The organism is Pinisolibacter sp. DMC100, from assembly GCF_056313705.1.
Genome location: NZ_JBQUZT010000002.1, coordinates 529,524 through 548,348, shown reverse-complemented (window position 1 = coordinate 548,348; position 18,825 = coordinate 529,524). Strand labels below are relative to the sequence as shown.

At 70.3% G+C, this 18,825-nt stretch carries 14 protein-coding genes and 1 tRNA gene; 3 read left to right on the top strand and 12 right to left on the bottom strand.

The window, feature by feature from the left end; genetic code table 11:
- Positions 1-128: 128 nt before the first annotated feature.
- The 5 genes from ACT541_RS11410 to ACT541_RS11390 form a co-directional block, all read right to left on the bottom strand.
- A complete protein-coding gene (locus ACT541_RS11410) occupies positions 129-1,340 on the bottom strand; it encodes a TMEM43 family protein (protein WP_476136927.1) in 1,212 nt (403 codons plus the stop codon).
- Positions 1,341-1,389: 49 nt separating this feature from the next.
- Entirely contained in the window at positions 1,390-1,746 is a 357-nt protein-coding gene (locus tag ACT541_RS11405; RefSeq protein ID WP_476136925.1) for a VHL beta domain-containing protein, read from the bottom strand.
- Between the two features lie 96 nt (positions 1,747-1,842).
- Positions 1,843-5,106: an error-prone DNA polymerase gene (locus ACT541_RS11400; RefSeq protein ID WP_476136923.1), complete on the bottom strand. Its 3,264-nt coding sequence runs from the start codon at positions 5,104-5,106 to the stop codon at positions 1,843-1,845.
- Positions 5,107-5,287: 181 nt separating this feature from the next.
- Positions 5,288-6,856 carry a Y-family DNA polymerase gene (locus ACT541_RS11395; protein WP_476136921.1) on the bottom strand — a complete coding sequence of 523 codons (1,569 nt, stop codon included), beginning with the start codon at positions 6,854-6,856 and terminating at the stop codon, positions 5,288-5,290.
- Positions 6,741-7,610, bottom strand: a complete 870-nt coding sequence (locus ACT541_RS11390) for a hypothetical protein (RefSeq protein WP_476136919.1) — start codon at positions 7,608-7,610, stop codon at positions 6,741-6,743. The genes ACT541_RS11395 and ACT541_RS11390 overlap by 116 nt, the downstream gene beginning before the upstream one ends.
- Before the next feature lie 623 nt (positions 7,611-8,233).
- Here ACT541_RS11390 and ACT541_RS11385 point away from each other — a divergent pair.
- Positions 8,234-9,154 (top strand): glycosyltransferase family 2 protein, encoded by a 921-nt coding sequence (locus ACT541_RS11385; RefSeq protein ID WP_476136918.1) that lies wholly within the window; start codon positions 8,234-8,236, stop codon positions 9,152-9,154.
- A 198-nt stretch (positions 9,155-9,352) separates the two neighbouring features.
- On the opposite strand, the gene rpe is transcribed toward ACT541_RS11385, so the two are convergent.
- The 7 genes from rpe to ACT541_RS11350 form a co-directional block, all read right to left on the bottom strand.
- Positions 9,353-10,042, bottom strand: coding sequence for a ribulose-phosphate 3-epimerase (gene rpe, locus ACT541_RS11380; protein ID WP_476136916.1), 690 nt, complete (start codon positions 10,040-10,042; stop codon positions 9,353-9,355).
- A 253-nt stretch (positions 10,043-10,295) separates the two neighbouring features.
- On the bottom strand, positions 10,296-12,308 hold the full coding sequence (tkt, locus tag ACT541_RS11375) for a transketolase (RefSeq protein WP_476136914.1): 2,013 nt from the start codon (positions 12,306-12,308) through the stop codon (positions 10,296-10,298).
- A gap of 146 nt (positions 12,309-12,454) precedes the next feature.
- Entirely contained in the window at positions 12,455-13,330 is an 876-nt protein-coding gene (locus ACT541_RS11370) for a phosphoribulokinase (RefSeq protein ID WP_476136912.1), read from the bottom strand.
- Between the two features lie 63 nt (positions 13,331-13,393).
- Entirely contained in the window at positions 13,394-14,452 is a 1,059-nt protein-coding gene (locus ACT541_RS11365) for a class 1 fructose-bisphosphatase (protein ID WP_476136911.1), read from the bottom strand.
- 93 nt (positions 14,453-14,545) lie between these two features.
- Positions 14,546-15,469 (bottom strand): CbbX protein, encoded by a 924-nt coding sequence (gene cbbX, locus ACT541_RS11360; protein WP_476136909.1) that lies wholly within the window; start codon positions 15,467-15,469, stop codon positions 14,546-14,548.
- 137 nt (positions 15,470-15,606) lie between these two features.
- Positions 15,607-16,002: a ribulose bisphosphate carboxylase small subunit gene (locus ACT541_RS11355; protein WP_476136907.1), complete on the bottom strand. Its 396-nt coding sequence runs from the start codon at positions 16,000-16,002 to the stop codon at positions 15,607-15,609.
- 89 nt (positions 16,003-16,091) lie between these two features.
- Positions 16,092-17,564: a form I ribulose bisphosphate carboxylase large subunit gene (locus ACT541_RS11350; RefSeq protein ID WP_476136905.1), complete on the bottom strand. Its 1,473-nt coding sequence runs from the start codon at positions 17,562-17,564 to the stop codon at positions 16,092-16,094.
- A 97-nt stretch (positions 17,565-17,661) separates the two neighbouring features.
- Between ACT541_RS11350 and ACT541_RS11345 the strand changes: the two genes are divergently transcribed.
- Both ACT541_RS11345 and ACT541_RS11340 read left to right on the top strand, forming a co-directional pair.
- On the top strand, positions 17,662-18,600 hold the full coding sequence (locus ACT541_RS11345; protein ID WP_476136904.1) for a LysR family transcriptional regulator: 939 nt from the start codon (positions 17,662-17,664) through the stop codon (positions 18,598-18,600).
- A 118-nt stretch (positions 18,601-18,718) separates the two neighbouring features.
- Positions 18,719-18,793 (top strand) — tRNA-Glu (locus ACT541_RS11340).
- Positions 18,794-18,825 lie beyond the last annotated feature (32 nt).

Sequence of the window (18,825 nt, the reverse complement as noted above, 5' to 3'; positions counted from 1 at the left end):
CGATGCTGCTACGCATTTCCCCGTCGGGCGAGACCCTTTGTTCTCACCATGGTGGAGCCCTGAGAGCACCACAGAGACGAAAAAGGCGCCGAAACCGGCGCCTTCTCGACTGTCGTACGTGGTGCATCTCACGCTCGGGCGGGGCTCGCCCCGCCCTGTGCCGCCTGCTTTGCCGCCCGCCGGCGCGTGAGACCCCAGGCGATCGCCCCGCCGGCGACGAGCACGCCGATCGCCAGCAGTGGCCGCGCCGCGAACCAGGCGACGGCGATGACGATCGATCCGAGCACCACCGTCGCCGTCAGCGACACCAGGAAGACGGCGCCCTGGACGAGGCCGCCGACGATCGGGATCCAGTCGGTGAGGAGCTGGACCGGGGCGAAGAACAGCGAGAAGCCGATCAGCATGAAGAGCAGACCGACGCCGCGGATGATCCAGGTGAAGATGCGATTCTCCTCCTGCGCCTCCTTGAACATCGCGTCGGCCGGCACGATGCCGCGATCGGCGAGCAGGATCTCGCGGCCGTTCGAGGCGGTGTGGGCGACGATCGCGCCCGCCTGCTGGCGCCCGACGAAGGAGGCGGGACCGGTGCGGGCGATCGTGTGGGTGATGCGGAGATCGCCGACATGCGGGTTCGCCGGGTCCTGGCCGACGTAGAGCCCGCCCATGTCGGCGCGGGTGCGCGACCCGAGTGCCGCACGCGCCTTCGCCACCGCGGCGTCGTCGAGCAGGAATCGGTCGCCCGTCGGCAGTTCGCCGAGTGCGGCCGGCGAGATCGCCAGCGCGCCGATGCGGGCGTCCTGCGCGGTGAAGCTGCCGCCCTCGAGCCGGAACGGCGGGTTGGAATGGCCCGACGGCGCATGGAAGCCTTCGGAATTGACCGGGCTCGCCGACCACTTGCGGTCATAGACGAAGCGGCGGTCGCTGCCCGAGCCCTTCTCGGTCTCGTACCACTGGTACATCTCGACCTTGCGCTCGAGCTTCAGCCCGGCCGTGGCGAGGCCGAGATCGGGATCGGCGACGCCGCGCGCGCTCACCGTCTCGCCGCTCGCATGGACGAGCCGGCCGTCGAGGAAGGCGTCGACCCGGTCGGTGGCCGCGGTCTGCACCGTCGCGGCACCTTCCTTCAGCGCCTTGGCGACCTCGACCGCGTTGTTCTCGTTCCAGAAGAGGCCGATGGTCGAGCCGATCACGAAGAGAAGGCCGACCAGTACCGCCGAGAAGGAATTGCCGATGCGGGAGAGGATCCCCTCCGGTGCCGCCACCACGTCGGCGCCGCCGGAATCGACGGAGTCGCCGGTCGGCGCCCAGGACACGTCGTTGCTGGAATTGTCGTCGCTCATCGTCCGTCCCCCCGATTGCGGCGGCTCCCGACCGCCGGTTCGCGACCGCTCAGCGGTCCGAGAAAGTGATGCGATTGTCGCCCGGCCGGCTCGCCATGAAGACGCCGCCGACGCAGTTTCCGGCCGGATCGACGCCGATCCAGGGATGCGTCAGATAGGTCTGCTGGCGATAGGCCTCGCCCGGCTGCAGTTCGCGGTAGAACTTGGCGTCGCCGCGGAAGTCGAGCCAGTGGACGCGCAGCGGCCGGTTCGTCCCGTTGAGGAAGATGATCGCCGCCGGATCGTCCGAGTTGAACGACACGATGTCGCCGGGCACCGGGCAGCCGGCGGCGCGCGCCGGCGTGGCCGAGGTCGTGGCGAAGGTCGCGGCGGCGGCTGCGAGGGCGGCGGCGAACAGGGTCTTCATCGTCGTGTCCGTCGTTTCGTTGCGTCACCCCCATCGGGGCAGGTCTCGCGGCCTCCTGTCAACTGCGGCGCGGCCGTGATGCGGCGAGGGGCTGCCTCAATGGAAGTCGCGCGACTTCGGCAGCACGCGGACGTCGCGGGGATGACGGGCGGCATTGCCGGTCGGGTCCGTCTCCGAGCCGTCGTCGAGGCCGAGCCCGTCGAGCAGGGCGGTGCGATCCTCCACCCGCCGGCCCATCAGATGGACGACGCCCTTGTGGCTCTTCTGCACGACGCCCTCGATCAGCATCAGCCGGGCGCCGACCACCTGCGACCGGAAGCGCTCGAACTCGCGCGCCCACAGCAGCGCGTTGGCGACGCCGGTCTCGTCCTCCAGCGTGACGAAGATCGCCTTGCCGTTGCCCGGCCGCTGGCGCACCAGCACGACGCCCGCCGTCTTCGCCCAGGCCCCGTCGCGGGCGGCGGCGAGATCCGCCGTGGTCAGCACGCCCTCGGCGGCGAAGCGGTCGCGCAGGAGCGCCATCGGATGGGCCTTCAGCGACAGCCGGACGGTCTGGTAGTCGGCGACGACCTGTTCGGCGAGGCCCATTTCGGGCAGCGCGATCGCCGGCTCCGCCGCCAGTTCCGGCGCCCCCATGGCGGCGAAGAGCGGAAGGGCCTCGGCATCCGGCAGCCGCCGGATCGCCCAGGCCGCAGCCCGTCGGTCGAGCCCCATCGAGCGGAAGGCGTCGGCATCGGCGAGGAGCCGTAGCGATCGCTGATCGAGCCGCGCCCGCCGCGCCAGATCCTCGACCGAGAGAAAACCCGCCCCGCGCGCCGCCACGATCCGCTCGGCGGCGTCCTGCGACAACCCGTCGACCTGGCGAAAACCGAGGCGCAGCGCGATCGTCCCGTCCGGGCGCGCGCCGAGCCGGTTGTCGTAGGTCGAGCGGGCGACGTCGACCGCGCCGACCGGCACGCCGTGGTCGCGGGCGTCGCGGACGATCTGGGCCGGGGCGTAGAAGCCCATCGGCTGGGAATTGAGCAACGCGCAGGCGAAGACCGCCGGGTGGCGGCACTTGAGCCAGGCCGAGATCCAGACGAGCTTGGCGAAGCTCGCCGCGTGGCTCTCGGGAAAACCATAGGAGCCGAAACCCTTGATCTGCTCGAAACAGGCCTGCGCGAAGGCCGGATCGTAGCCGCGCGCCACCATGCGGCCGACCATCATCTCCTCGAAGGTCTGGATCGTGCCGATGTTGCGGAAGGTCGCCATGGCGCGACGCAGGCGGTTCGCCTCGGCGTCGGTGAACTTCGCCGCCACCATGGCGAGCTTCATCGCCTGTTCCTGGAAGAGCGGCACGCCGAGCGTCTTGCCGAGCACGCCGTGGAGCTCGTCCGCCGGCCCGTGCTCCGGGGACGGCGAGGGGAAGTCGACGTCCTCGAGCCCCGCCCGACGCCGCAGGTAGGGGTGGACCATGCCGCCCTGGATCGGTCCGGGCCGCACGATCGCCACCTCGATGACGAGGTCGTAGAAGCATTTCGGCGCGAGATGGGGCAGCATGTTCATCTGCGCCCGGCTCTCGATCTGGAAGACGCCGATCGTGTCGGCCCGCTCCAGCATCGCCCACACGGCCGGCTCTTCGAGCGGCACGTCGGCGAGGCCGAGGTCAGGCCCACCGGAGAGCCGCAGCAGGTCGAAGGCCTTGCGGATGCAGGTCAGCATGCCGAGCGCCAGCACGTCGACCTTCATCAGCCGCAGCGTGTCGATGTCGTCCTTGTCCCATTCGATGAAGGTGCGGTCGTCCATCGCCGCGTTGCCGATCGCCACCGTCTCGTCGAGCCGCCCGCGCGCCAGCACGAAGCCGCCGACGTGCTGCGACAGGTGGCGGGGAAAGCCGAGGATGCGCGAAGCGATCGTCAGCACCCGCGCGATGGTCGGATTGTCGGGATCGAACCCCGCCTGCCGGGCGCGTTCGGCAGAGATGCCGCCGCGCCCGTCGCGCAGCACGCCGGCGAGGCGGCGGATGACGTCCTCGGTCAGACCGAAGGCCTTGCCGACGTCGCGGATGGCGCTGCGCGGGCGATAGCTGATGACGGTCGCCACCAGGCCGGCGCGATGACGGCCGTATTTCTCGTAGACGTGTTGGATCACCTCCTCGCGCCGCTCGTGTTCGAAGTCGACGTCGATGTCGGGCGGCTCGCGCCGCTCCGCCGAGATGAAGCGGGCGAAGAGCAGATCGTTCTCCGCCGGATCGACACAGGTGATGCCGAGCGCGTAGCAGACCGCGGAATTGGCCGCCGAGCCGCGCCCCTGACACAGGATGCCGCGCGAGCGGGCGAAGGCGACGATGTCGTGGACGGTGAGGAAATAGCGGGCGTAGTCGAGCTCGCCGATCAGCCGCAGCTCGCTGTCGAGCGACGCGGCGACCTTCTCCGGCACGCCCGCCGGCCAACGCTCGGCGGCCCGGCGGCGGGTCAGATCCTCGAGCCAGGCCTGCGCCGTCCAGCCCTCCGGCACCGGCTCGTCCGGGTACTCGTAGGTGAGGTCGCCGAGATCGAAGCGGATCGACGAGAGGAACCGCCCCGCCTCGTCGACCGCGCCGGGGGCATCGGCGAAGAGGCGGCGCATCTCGGCTTCGCTCTTCAGATGCCGCTCGGCATTGGCCTCGAGCCGCCGCCCCATGGCGGCGAGCGGCACCCGCTCGCGGATCGCCGACAGCACGTCCTGCACGTCGCGGTCCTGCGGCGCGGCATAGAGCGCGTCGTTGGTGGCGATGAGCGCGACGCCGGCCGCCCGCGCCGTCTCGATCAGTCCGGAAAGTCGTCGCCGGTCGGCCCCGCCGCGCGGCATGGCGGCAGCGAGCCGGACCTCGGCCCGCGACACCGCGGCGAGCCGCGCCAGCGCCGCGGCGACGGCTTCGGGCGCGGCCGGGTCGGGCATGACGATCAGCGCCAGATCGGCGGGGGCGATCGCGAAACTCTCGATCAGATCGTCGAGGCCGAGGGTGCATGCGCCCTTCGCCGCCCGCCGCTTGCCGAGCGTCAGCAGCCGGCAGAGCCGGCCCCAGCCGTCGCGCGTCGTCGGATGGACCACCACGTCGGGCGCGCCGTCGGCAAAGACCAGCCGCGCCCCGGCCGCGAGTTTGAACGCCTTCGCCGCCGCCGCCACGGCTTCGTCCTCCGCCTCGCGCAGGTCGAGGAGGGCGCGATGGACCCGCACCACGCCGGCGACCGTGTTGCGATCGGCGATGCCGATGCCGCCGTGCCCCAGCGCCAGCGCCGTCGCCACCAGATCCTCCGCCGGCGAGGCGCCGCGCAGGAAGGAGAAGTTGCTGGCCGCGACCATCTCGGCGAAGCGGGGCGGGGGGGCGAAGGGTCTCATGGCGAACTCTCGAAGTTTCGAGATTTCTTTCTCCGTTCGGCTTCACCCTGAGGTGCCCGACTGAAAGTCGGGCCTCGAAGGGCGAAGCCACGACGGGCCCTGCCACTCGGCCCTTCACCCTTCGAGGCTCGCTCGCGCTCGCACCTCAGGATGAAGGACCTCCGCGAAGAGCCGTCCGCTCTCATGCGAAGAGCCCGTGGACGAACCAGCGCGGCGCCTCCGCCTCGCCGAAGAGGCCGCTGCGGAACACCCAGAAGCGGTGCCCGGTCGCGTCCTCGATGCGGTAGTAGTCGCGCGTCGGCTCGTCCGCCCCGTCGCGCCACCATTCCGGGGCGATCCGCTCCGGCCCCTCGGCGCGGACGATCTCGTGCAGCACCCGCCGCCAGCGAAAGCGCATCGGCGGGCCGTCCGGCACGGTCGCCAGCGTCTCGATCGGCTGCGGCGGATCGAACAGGGTGAGCGGCCGCGCCGGCGGATCGCCCGGCAGCGGCGCGGCCCACGCGACATCCTCGCGCGGCGCCCCTTCGGCGATCGACACGACGTCGGCGGCGCGTTCCGGCCAATGGCTGTCGCGGGCGACGAAGCGCAGAACCCGGTCGCGGCCGAAACGGGCGACCAGCCGATCGAGGAGATCGCTCAAGGCCCGATCCTCGTTCACCCGCCCGTCGAGGGTCGGCTGGCGCGCGGTCAGCGCCTCGCCGGCCGGCACCGACAGGCGCAGCGCGTCGAAGCCCCAGCCCGGATCGAGCGGATCGGCCAGCGCCGCGAGGCGTTCGTCGAAGAGCCGCATCACCACGGCGGTCTCGCGCACCGGCCGTCCGGTGCCGACGGCGATGCGCCGGACGACGCCGTCGGAGCGAAAGAAGGTCGCCTCGAACAGGCGTCCGCCCTGGCCGCGCCGCTCCAGCATCTCGCCCGCCTCGTCGACGAGATGGGCGAGCGTCTCGCGCAGCGACGGCGAATGGACCAGCGGTTCGGGGAAATGGCGCTCGACCATGCAGTCGGGCAGGGGGCGCAGCGGCGTGATGCGGCGATCGACCCGGCCGAGGATCTCGGCGAGCCGCCGCGTCGTCGCCTCGCCGAACCGGGCGGAGAAGAGCACCGACGGATGGGCGTCGAGATCGGCGAGGGTGCGGAAGCCCGCCCGCCGCAGCGCGCGATGGGTCTCCTCGCCGACTTCCAGGGCCATGAGCGGCAGACGCCCGACAGCCGCCTCGCTTCCCCCCGGCGCGACGATGCCGCCGTCGCCGAAGCGCACCAGCGCCCGCGCCGTCGCCGGCCCGTCGGCGAGCGCCACCTTCGCCGTCAGCCCGGACCGGCCGCAGCGCGCCACGATCTCCGCCGTCAGCGCCGCCTCGCCGCCGAAGAGATGGGTGCAGCCGGTGACGTCGAGCATCAGCCCGTGCGGCGGATCGATCGCCACCATCGGGGTGAAGCGCTCGCAGGCCTCGGCGAGCCGCGCCACCAGCCGCTCGTCGCCGGCCGGGTCGGCCTCCTCGATCGCCAGATCGGGGAAGCGCGCCCGCGCGTCGGCGAGTGCCGTTCCCGGGCGGAGGCCGAGTTCCAGCGCCCGCGCGTCGCAGGCCTCGATCACCCGCGCTGCGCCCCGCCGGCCGACCACGGCCAGCGCCGTCTCAGGCGGTGCGGCGGATGTCCGCCGCAGCCGATCGGTCGGCAGGAAGGGCAGCCACAGGGCGAGAAGACGCCGCCCCGCGGATGTCGGAAACGAGATCGAAGGCTCGGTACGCACGATTCCACTCCACAGACCATTCCGACCCCATGCCGCGGCTGGCGTGGCGCAGCAGCGCCACCCGGAAGGCGGGGTTGCCCGGCGCGTTGGCCGGTGCCGGCCGCGACGGCGCCGACCGGACCTGCCACCGGCTCGACGCCGCGCTCGCCACCGCACCGGCAGCGACGCGGACGACGAAGAGCGTCACCCCCGAGGCCGATGCCGCCAGCGCCAGCCGCCGGCTCGCCGTCAGATCCCAGTCGCGCGGACCCCCGCCGATCCGCCCGGCCGGCCCGTCGCCGCGCATCGCCAGCACCACGGCACCGAGGCCGCGGCAGCGTGCCGCCTCGTCGGCGGCGCGCAGTCCGTCGGCCATGTCGCGCACCCGCACCAGAGTGACGCGCGCCGGATCGATGCCGAGCCCGACGAGACCCGGCGGATGGAGCGCCCCGGCCTCGCGGGCGAGGTAGTCCTGGACGATCCAGCAGATCGCGCCGCGCTCGGCGGTGCGGGGCCGGCCGAAGAGATCGCGTCCGAACCCTTCGTCGGGGCCGGCGAGGGTCGCCCGCTCGGCCAGCGCCAGCGCGAAGCCGGCGGCGCTCGCCGCGTCGTCGTGTCCGGCGGCGAGGATCTCGTGGACGGCGGCGCGCGCGAGCCCGCCGCAGCGTTCGTCGATCGCCTCGACGCCGAGCCCGAACCCGAACCCGTCCGCGGCACGCGTCGTCTCGCCCCCGTGCCAGCCGCGTCGCACGGAGCCCATGTCGTGGAGAGCCACTGTGCCACTCCTCATGTTCCTTGTTTGTTCTTTGTAGCAGAACGTCGCGGCGAGGGGAAGAGGGGTGGGGAGAATCGGGTGGGAGACGGGGCGAAGGGGCGGGGATTCCGAGAGGGAACGCGTGGGCGCGGAGGCGGGTTTCGGGCCGGGAAAGGTACGAAGGCCGCCGCGGGAGAAGGTGCCCGAAGGGCGGATGAGGGGGCGGGCGCGAGCCCGCAAGGAAACTGCTGCACATTCCGGCCCGAGCCGAATTAGACGCCGTGCGCGATGCTTCGAGACGGGCGCCCATTGGCGCCCTCCTCAGCATGAGGTATCTGTTTTTACAGATGAAATCTCGATGACCTCATCCTGAGGAGCGCCGCAGGCGCGTCTCGAAGGATCGCGCAGGAACGTCGATCCGGGCTCCTCTTCGCCCCTCCGTGGGCGAAAGCCCGGGACGGTCGAGCATCGATGCATTGCGCGCTCGCGCACGCCACCCCTCATCCGGCGCGTTGCGCCGCATTCTCCCGCAGGGGGAGAAGGGAAGGGTGCCCGTGCCCGCGGCCATGCGTGCCCCCGCCGCCCCTTGAGCCCGGGGCCCCCGCGCGCTATCGAGGAGGCCCCTCGACAGCGGAACGCGCGACATGGCGGATGCCTCGACCAACGCCCACGGAGCCGATCTCGGCTTCTCGATCGTCGTTCCGACCTGGAACAACCTCGAGTATCTGAAGCTCTGCATCGCCTCGATCGAGGCGAATTCCGCCTACGCCCACGAGATCATCGTCCACGTCAACGAAGACGCCGACGGCACGCTCGCCTGGGTGCGCGAGAAGGGCCTGCGCCATTCCTTCGCGCCGAAGAACCTCGGTGTGGCGGTGTCGGTGAACCTCGCCGCCTCGCTGGCGACGAAGCCGTGGCTCCTCTACCTCAACGACGACATGTGGGTCTGCCCCGGCTGGGACGTGGCTCTCGTCGCCGAGATCGAGAAGGCGGGGACCGACCGCATCTTCCTCTCCTCGCGGCTGATCGAGCCGAAGGACACCGGCGACACCCGTCCGATGATCCTCGACTGCGGCACCGGGCCGGAGAACTTCGATCGCGACAAGCTGCTGGCGCACTACCGCGATCCCACGCGCGGCGACGAGCGCTTCGTCTTCTCCCAGCCGACGATGATTCACCGCACGCTGTGGCAGGTGGTCGGCGGCTATTCGGTCGAGTTCTCGCCCGGCATGTCGACCGACGACGATCTCGTCATGAAACTGTGGACGGTCGGCTGCCGCGAGTTCCGGCTGGTCGATGCCTGCCGCGTCTATCACTTCGCCTGTCGGTCGACCGGTCGCATCCGCAAGAACAAGGGCAGCCGCCAGTTCCTGCTCAAGTGGGGCCTGCGCTGGAAGCGCTTCCGCGACGCCCGCGGCGGCGAGGGCGCGACGACGGCGACCCTCTCCGATCGCCTGCGCCGCGCGCTCTACGCGCTGAAGTCCACCCACCCGATCGACGATCTCGAGGGCTGGAACCCGAAGGCCGAATGGGACTGGCGGATCGGCGACGACGCGCGGCGCTGAGGGAGCGTCGGCAGAGGTCATTCATCCGTGAGACCTCGAGGAAGCCCTTCACACTGAGGTGCGAGCGTCAGCGAGCCTCGTTAGTCGCGAAGGGCGAGTGGCACCGCCCGTCATGGCTTCGCGCTTCGAGGCCCGGCTTGCGCCGGGCACCTCAGCATGAAGCCGAACAGGGGCCGAACGCCGTATCCCGTCCGATCTTCACGCGCTCGCCCGCACCGGCGCCACGCCGGCGGCGGCGGCCGCGCGCAGGTCGCGCACCGCCTGGCCGTAGTCCTTCTTCTTGAAGATCGCCGAGCCGGCGACCACCGTGTCGGCACCCGCCGCCACCACGGCGCCGATCGTGTCGGGGGCGACGCCGCCGTCGACCTGGAGGCGGATCGGTTTGCCGGTCCTCTCGATCCGGGCACGCACGTCGGCGATCTTGTCGAGCACGTGCGGCAGGAAGCTCTGGCCGCCGAAGCCGGGATTGACCGACATCAGCAGCACCATGTCGACCTGATCGAGGACGCAGTCGAGGGCTGCGACCGGCGTCGCCGGATTGAGCACCACGCCGACCTCGCAGCCCTTCTGGCGGATGAGCCGCAGCGAGCGGTCGAGATGACGGCAGGCCTCGACGTGGATCGAGATCAGGTCGGCGCCGGCGGCCGCGAAGCCCTCGATCAGCGCGTCGACCGGCTCGACCATCAGATGGGCGTCGATCTTCAGCTTCGACCACGGCTTCAGCGCCTCGAGCACCATCGGACCGAAGGTCAGGTTGGGTACGAAGTGATTGTCCATCACGTCGAAATGGATCCAGTCGGCCCCCGCCGCCTCGACGGCGCGGACCTCCTCGCCGAGCCGGGCGAAGTCGGCGGCGAGCAGCGAGGGGGCGATGACCAGCGGGTTCATGATGTCTCTCCGGGCTTCCGTTTCGTCGAAGGCTCCGGCCGACGGGCCGAGCCTCGTGAGATGTCCCGGAGGCGGAGAAGCGCGGGCCGACGCGAGCCTCCGCCTCCGGGGACGTCCCTCCTCGTTTTGCAGGGACGTAGGGAATGGTGCGCGAGGGGGCACCGTCTCGCGCGGAGGTCCTTCATCCTGAGGTGCTCGCGTCAGCGAGCCTCGAAGGGTGAAGGGCCTCTGCACCGAGCCCAATCCTCCCGCCTCACAGCGTCGCCAGATGCTCCCGCACCCGCGCGGCGACCGCTTCGGCGGTGAAGCCGAAATGAGCGAGCAGCGCCTTTTCCGGCCCGCTCTCGCCGAAGCGGTCGATGCCGACGACGAGGCCGCGATCACCCACCACGCCGCGCCAGCCGCGCGTCGTGCCGGCCTCGATCGCCACGATCGGCAGGCCCTTCTGGAGAACGGCGGCGCGTTCGCCCGCCGGCAGTCGCTCGAAGGCCTCGACGCAGGGCATCGACACGAGCCGCACCGGCTTGCCCTCCGCCGCCAGCACGTCGGCGACGGCGGCCGCGAGACCGACCTCCGAGCCGGTGGCGACCAGCGTGGCGCAGGCGCCGGCCGGATCGCGCAGCGTGCGATAGCCGCGCCCGTCGACCGCGCCGGCCTGCGGCGGCAGATTCTGGCGCGACAGGATCAGCGCCGAGGGGCCGTCGGTGCGGGCGAGCGCCGCAGCCCAGGCGGCGGCGGTCTCGGCGGCGTCGGCCGGGCGCCAGACGTCGAGGCCGGGGATGAGCCGCAGGCTCTCGACGTGCTCGATCGGCTGATGCGTCGGCCCGTCTTCGCCGAGCGCAATGGAATCGTGGGTCAGCACCCAGATCACCCGCTGCTTCATCAGCGCCGCCATGCGGATGGCGTTGCGGGCATAGTCGGAGAAGACCAGGAACGTGGCGCAGAAGGGGATGAACCCGCCGTGCAGCGCCAGGCCGTTGGAGATCGCCCCCATGGCGAACTCGCGCACGCCGAAGAACACCTGATTGCCCGCCGGATCGCGGCTCACGGGCTTGGAGCCCTTGTGGACCGTCAGGTTGGAATGGCCGAGGTCGGCCGAGCCGCCGAAGATCTCCGGCACGTGCTCGGCAAAGGCGGCGAGCGCCAGCTGACCGGCCTTGCGCGAGGCGATCGAGCCCGCCGCCTCGCAGGCCGCGAGCGCCGCGGCGGCACCGGCCTCGAAGCCGGGGGCGGGGAGGCCGGCGATGCGGCGCTCGAACTCGGCGGCGAGTTCGGGATGGGCCGCGGCATAGGCCGCGAAGCGACGGCGCCAGTCGGCGGAGCGCGCCTTGCCGGCCTCGCGGGCGTCCCAGGCGGCGCGCACGGCGTCGGGAATCTCGAAGGGCGCATGCGGCCACGCCATCGCCTCGCGCACGGCGGCGATCTCGGCGGCGCCGAGCGGGGCGCCGTGGCAGGTCTCCGTGCCCTCCTTGCCCGGCGAGCCGCGGCCGATCACGGTGCGGCAGCAGATCAGCGTCGGCTTCTTCGTGTCGGCCAGCGCCGCCTTCGTCGCGGCGTCGATCGACGCCGGATCGTGGCCGTCGACGCCGCGGATCACCTGCCAGCCGTAGGCCTCGAAGCGGGCCGGCGTGTCGTCGGCGAACCATTCGACGCACTGGCCGTCGATCGAGATGCCGTTGTCGTCCCAGTAGCAGACGAGCTTGCCGAGCCCGAGCGAACCGGCGAGCGAGGCGGCTTCGTGGGAGATGCCTTCCATCAGACAACCGTCGCCCATGAAGACGAAGGTGCGATGGTCGACGATCTCGTGGCCGGGGCGGTTGAACTGCGCCGCGAGCGTGCGCTCCGCCAGCGCCATGCCGACGGCATTGGCCAGCCCCTGGCCGAGCGGCCCGGTGGTCGTCTCGACGCCGGGCGTGTGGCCGACTTCCGGGTGACCGGCGGTCCGGGAACCGAGCTGACGGAAGGCCTTCAGATCGTCGATCGAGAGGTCGTAGCCGGTCAGGTGCAGCAGCGCGTAGATCAGCATCGAGCCGTGGCCGTTCGACAGCACGAAGCGGTCGCGGTCGGGCCAGCGCGGATCGCTCGGATCGTGGCGCAGATGCTCGCGCCACAGGGTGGCGGCGATCTCGGCCATGCCCATCGGCGCGCCGGGGTGGCCGGACTTGGCCTGTTCGACCGCATCCATCGCCAGCGCACGCAGCGCCGCCGTGACCGGCCAATCGAGGGCGCCGGGACGGGTGCCGGCGAAGGAGAGGGGGGCGTTCATCGGTCTTTCCTCGGGTTGGATCTTCGGGCGGAGGGCCGCATCGGGTTGGTCGGTCCGACACGGCGCGTCGTTCGCGGCCGCGAGGTCGCGTTCACCCGGCTCGGGTGGCTTCGTTCGATGGGAGGGCCGTCGCGGGGCCGTCCGCCTCAGGCGGAGCGGCGTTTGCGGTCGACCATCTTCAGGATCGTCGGCGTCAGGATCAGCTGCATGGCGAGATCGAGCTTGCCGCCGGGAATGACGATCGAGTTCGCCCGGCTCATGAAGCTGTCGTGCAGCATCGTGCGCAGGTAGGCGAAGTCGATGCCGCGCGGGTCCTTGAAGCGGATCACCACCATGCTCTCGTCCGGCGTCGGGATCCAACGCGAGATGAACGGGTTCGACGTGTCGACCGTCGGCACGCGCTGGAAGTTGATGTCGGTCTGCGAGAACTGCGGCGTGATGATGCGGACATAGTCCGGCATGCGGCGAAGGATCGTGTCCATGATCGCTTCGGTCGAATAGCCGCGGGTGTTCTTGTCGCGATGGAGCTTCTGGATCCATTCGAGGTTGATCACCGGCACGACGCCGATCTTGAGGTCGGCATGGCGGGCGATGTCGATCTCGTCGGTGACGACGGCACCGTGCAGGCCCTCGTAGAAGAGCAGGTCGGTGTCGGGCTCGAAGGTCCGCCACTCGGTGAAGGTGCCGGACGGCGAACCGAGCCGCTCGGCCTCCTCGGCGTCGTGGACGTAGGAGCGGGTGCGGCCGTTGCCGGTGGTGCCATAGGAACGGAAGGTCTCCTCGAGCTCGGCCAGGAGGTTCGCCTCGATGCCGAAATGCGAGAAGTGGTTGTCGCCGGCCGCCGCGCGCTCGGCGATCACGCGCTTCATCTCGGCGCGGTCGTGGCGGTGGAAGGCGTCGCCCTCGATGTTGGCGGCGGTGATGCCCTCGCGGCGGAAGATCTGGTCGAAGGTCTTCTTCACCGAGGTGGTGCCGGCCCCCGAGGACCCGGTGACGGAAATGATCGGATGCTTGACGGACATGGGTTCGTCCTCCGGGGATCGGGCCCCTGATGCGATGTCGGATCGGGCGAAGCGGGCGACGGCTCAGGCCGTCAGCAGCCCGCGTCGGGCGAACAGCGGCGATCGTTCGGAATTGCCCCAATTGGTCGCGAGATAGCGCTCGAGGCGCTCGACCTTGGGCCGCGATCCGAAGATCAGCGGCACGCGTTGGTGCAGTTTCTCCGGTACGAGGTCGGCGACCGGCGTCTTGCCGTCGCTCGCCCGTCCGCCCGCCTGTTCCATCAGCATGCCGATCGGCGCCGCCTCGTAGACGAGGCGCAGACGGCCGTTGGCGTAGCCCTTCCGCTGGTCGCCGGGATAGAGATAGATGCCGCCGCGGATGAAGATCCGATGCGCCTCGGCCACCATCGAGGCGATCCAGCGCATGTTGTAGTCGCCGCCGCGCGGACCGTCGCCGCCGGCGACGAGATCGTCGACATAGGCGCGCACCCGATCGTCCCAGTGGCGGTAGTTCGACATGTTGATGGCGAACTCGCGCGCCTCCTCCGGCACCCTGAGCCCCGCCTCGATCAGCCGGAAGCGCCGCGCCTCGGGGTCGAGGACGAAGAGATCGACGCCGTCGCCGACCGTCATCACCAGCGCGACGTGCGGGCCGTAGACGACGTAACCCGCCGCCACCTGCTCGCGCCCCGGCCGCAGGAAGGCCTCGTCGGTGCCCGGATCGATGCCCTCGATCCGGCGACGGACGGAGAAGATCGTGCCGACCGAGACGTCGGTGTCGATGTTGGAGGAGCCGTCGAGCGGATCGATCGCCACCAGCAGCCGACCCTCGGGGTCGAGGGCCATGGCGTGGTCGGCCTCTTCCGAGGCGAGAGCTGCGACCGGAGCCGAGCGGCAGGCCTCGTAGAGGATCTGGTCGCAGCGCACGTCCAGTTCCTTCTGGACGTCGCCGCCGCCGTTGTCGGCGCCGCGCGAGGCGCCGAGCCTGCCTGCGAGCGGGCCGCGGGCGATCAGGCCGGCGATCTCGGCACAGCCGCGAGCGATGGCGTCGACGGTCGCGGCGATGTCGAGCCGCGACGGATCGCAGCCGGCCCAGGCCTCCAGCCGGGCACTCAGATCGGGGGGCGTCGATGCTTCGCGCATGACTTTAACCTCTCGGTGTTTCCTGTTGTCCCTGAACGATGATCGCCGCCCGTGCCTTTTTCGGTCTATGCGAACCGACGATCGAGGAAGCGCTCAGGGATCGATGTTCCTGGCGAGCACCCGACTGGACCGGATCTCCGCCTCGGTGATGGTGGAGAGATCGCCCACGTCGACCTCGCGCCCCTCTTCGAAGAGGCGGATGGCCTGGCGCAGGCGGGCTCGGTCGAAGGCGTTGCGGATCGACCGGGCATTGGCGAAATCGGGTTGGGTGCGGCGTGCCACGACATAGTCGGCGAGCGCGGCGCGGGCTCCCTCGTCGAACCGGTAGCCCTCCTTTTCGGCGATCACGTCGGCGATGCGCAACAGTTCGTCGTCGCGATAGTCGGGGAAGTCGACGTGATGGGCAATGCGCGAGCGGAAGCCCGGGTTTGCGGAAAAGAAAGTCTGCATCCGGTCGGCGTAGCCGGCGAGGATCACGACGAGATCGTCGCGCTGGTTCTCCATCACCTGCAGCAGGATCTCGATCGCCTCCTGACCGTAGTCCTTCTCGTTCTCCGGCCGATAGAGGTAATAGGCCTCGTCGATGAAGAGGACGCCGCCCATGGCGCGCTTCAGGACCTCCTTGGTCTTGGGCGCGGTGTGGCCGATGTACTGGCCGACCAGATCGTCGCGCGTCACCGAGACGAGATGGCCCTTCCGGACATAGCCGAGGCGGTGGAGGATCGACGCCATCCTGAGCGCGACGGTGGTCTTGCCGGTGCCGGGATTGCCGGTGAAGGCCATGTGCAGCGTCGGCGGCGAGGTCTCGAGCCCCATGATCTTGCGCGCCTTGGTGACGAGCAGATGGGCGGCGATCTCGCGGATGCGGTCCTTGACCGGCTTGAGGCCGATCAGGTCGCGATCGAGCTCGGCGAGCAGAGGCCCGATCTCGGTCTCGCGCCACAGGGCGGCGAGATCCAGCCGGTCCGGGGTCGCGGCCGTGAGACCCTCGGCGGGGGAGAGTGCTGACAGGGTCATGATCGGGCCTCCGGCTCGCGGGGCCGGGCCTCGACGGGCCCGGATCGTTTCGGGTGGCGTCCGCCGAAGGGCGGACGGCGGGCGACGCGCGGGGGCGGGGACGCATCGCCCGCCGGGAGCCGGACGGCTCCGTCCGCTCACGCCGCCGAGCGACGACGCACTGCGTAACGCTGGATGCGGCCGGCTTCCTCGATGCGGTCGAGGACGAAGCCGGGTTCCTTCGACGGGCGGTGCACGATGAAGGAGAGGCGGATCGTCTCCCAACCGCGCGTGCTGTCGAAGGCGTTGATGCGCACGTAGGCCTCGGGGTTGGCCTCGCGGGCCGCCCGCACCTCGGTCATCACGCCGGCGGCGTCGCGCAGGTCGAACATCGGCATGCCCCACATGTCCCAATAGGTGTTGCGGGGATGGGGGTCGTCGGTGACCTCGATGCTCACCGCCCAGCCCTGGTTCAGGGCATGTTCGATCTGGGCGGAGATCTGCGCGTCGGTGAGGTCGGGCAGGAACGAGAAGGCGCCTTGGGTCAGTCGCATGGAGGCTACTCCGGGTCTGGATGAGAAGGGGGAGGCGGCCGGTTTCAGGGCGGACCGACCGCCTCCCGCGCGGCGGGCCGAAGGGAGGCTCAGCTCGCCGCCGCCGTCGGAACGAAGTCGGACGTGTCGGTCGAGGCGTAGTCGAAGGTGACGGAGCCCCAGGTCGCGAGCGCGGCCTCGAGCGGCTTGCACCACTTGGCGGCGTCGCGCAGGATTTCCGGGCCTTCCGCCATGATGTCGCGACCCTCGTTGCGGGCGAGAACCATGGTCTCCATGGCGACGCGGTTGGCGATGGCGCCGGCCTGGATGCCCATCGGGTGACCGATGGTGCCGCCGCCGAACTGCATCACCACGTCGTCGCCGAAGAGATGCAGCAGCTGGTGCATCTGACCGGCGTGGATGCCGCCCGAGGCCACCGGCATGACCTTGCGCAGGTCGCACCAGTCCTGCTCGAAGAAGATGCCGCGCTGATAGTCGACGGCGTTCTTCGCCTCGCGGCAGACGTTGTAGTAGCCCTGCACGGTCATCGGATCGCCCTCGAGCTTGCCGACGGCGGTGCCGGCATGCAGGTGGTCGACACCGGCCAGCCGCAGCCACTTGGCGATGACGCGGAACGACACGCCGTGGTTCTTCTGCCGGGTGTAGGTGCCGTGACCGGCGCGATGCATGTGCAGGATCATGTCGTTGGCGCGGCACCACTCGGCCATCGACTGGATCGCCGTCCAACCGATCACGAGATCGATCATGACGATGCAGGAGCCGATCTCCTTCGCCATCTCGGCGCGACGGTACATCTCCTCCATCGTGCCGGCGGTGATGTTGAGATAGTGGCCCTTGATCTCGCCGGTGGCGGCGGTCGCCTTCATCACCGCCTCCTGGCCGTAGAGGAAGCGGTCGCGCCAGTGCATGAAGGGCTGCGAGTTGATGTTCTCGTCGTCCTTGGTGAAGTCGAGACCGCCGGCGAGGCCCTCGTAGACCACGCGGCCGTAGTTCTTGCCCGAGAGCCCGAGCTTCGGCTTGATCGTGGCGCCGAGCAGCGGCCGGCCGAACTTGTCGAGGCGCTCGCGCTCGACGACGATGCCGGTCGGCGGGCCGCGGAAGGTCTTCACGTAGGCCGGCGGGAAGCGCATGTCCTCGAGACGGGCGGCCTTCAGCGGCTTGAACGAGAAGACGTTGCCGATGATCGACGCCGTCAGGTTGGCGATCGAGCCTTCCTCGAACAGGATGATGTCGTAGGCGACCCAACAGAACCACTGGCCCGGCTGGCCCGGCACCGGCTCGACCTTGTAGGCCTTGGCGCGGTAGCTGTCGCAGGCCGTCAGGCGATCGGTCCACACGACGGTCCAGGTCGCGGTCGAGCTCTCGCCGGCGACCGCCGCGGCCGCTTCCATCGGATCGACGCCGTCCTGCGGCGTGATGCGGAAGAGGGCGAGGACGTCGGTGTCCTTGGGTTCGTAGTCTCCGTCCCAGTAGCCCATCTGGGCGTACTTCAGGACGCCCGCGCCGTAGCGCTTCTTGGCATCCATCGGGGTGGCGGCGGCAGGCTTGTCCATCACGGTCATGGGCGTTCCCTCGTCTTGGTTGGAGGGATGCTGCGCCGGTGTTTGAATTAAGCAAATTCGTATTTCTTTTCGTTCTGATTCAGATAATCTGAAGTCCATGCGAAACGTCACCCTGAAGCAGCTCCGAATGTTCCGTGCCGCGGTCGAAGGACGCTCCTTCGCCGCCGCCGCGCAGGCCACCCACGTGACCCCGCCGGCGGTCACGGCGCAGATGAAACTGCTCGAGGAAGAGGTCGGTCTGCCCCTCTTCGAACGCGACGCGCAGGGCCTGACGCCAACCGCCGCAGGGCGGGAAATCCTCGATGCGTCAAGGCGTTTGGAGAAGATCCTCGACGACGCGCGATCGAGCGTCGAGGCGCTGCGGACCCCCGACGGCGGCCGCGTCACGGTGGGCGTGGTGTCGACCGCCAAATACTTCGCGCCGATGCTGCTGGCGGCCTTTGCCCGCGAGCACCCCCGCGTCGAGCTGGAGCTGGTGGTCGGCAACCGGTCGGACATCGTGTCGCGGTTCGAGGCCGGCGATCTCGACCTGACGATCATGGGACGGCCGCCCGAGGAGGTGCCGGTCGAGAGCGCGCTGATCGGCGCCCACCCCCACGTGGTCGTCGCCGCCCCGACCGACCCGCTGGCGCGCGAACGCCGAATCGATCCCGCCCGCTTCGCCGACCGCACCTTCCTGGTGCGCGAACCGGGCTCGGGTACCCGCACGCTGATGGAGCACTTCCTGGCGCGATCGGGCATCCACCCGAAGATCGGCATGGAGATCGGCTCCAACGAGACGATCAAACAGGCGGTGATCGCCGGCCTGGGCCTGACCTTCATCTCCGCCCACACCGTGGCGGCCGAGGTCGAGGACCGCCGCCTCGTCGTGCTCGACGTCCTCGGCCTGCCGCTGTGGCGGCGATGGTACGTGGTGCGGCTGGCGCGCAAGAAGGCGATGCCGGCGACGCGGGCGCTGATCGACTTCGTGCGCAGCCGCGGCGGCGCCTTCCTGCCGCAGATCCCCGGCATCCCGGATGCCCCGAACGACGGCTGACGGTGCGCGGAGACACGCGCCGGTCGACGAGATTTCCACAATTCGGCGAAGCCATTGCGTCCGAAGCGGGTAGGGGCTTGCCCGTAACCGCGAAGCACTATAAGAACCCGCCCCGTGAGCGCCCTTCGTCTATCGGTTAGGACGGCAGCCTTTCACGTTGCAAAGACGGGTTCGACTCCCGTAGGGCGCGCCACACACTCCCCAAGACATTGATGCGATCGGCAG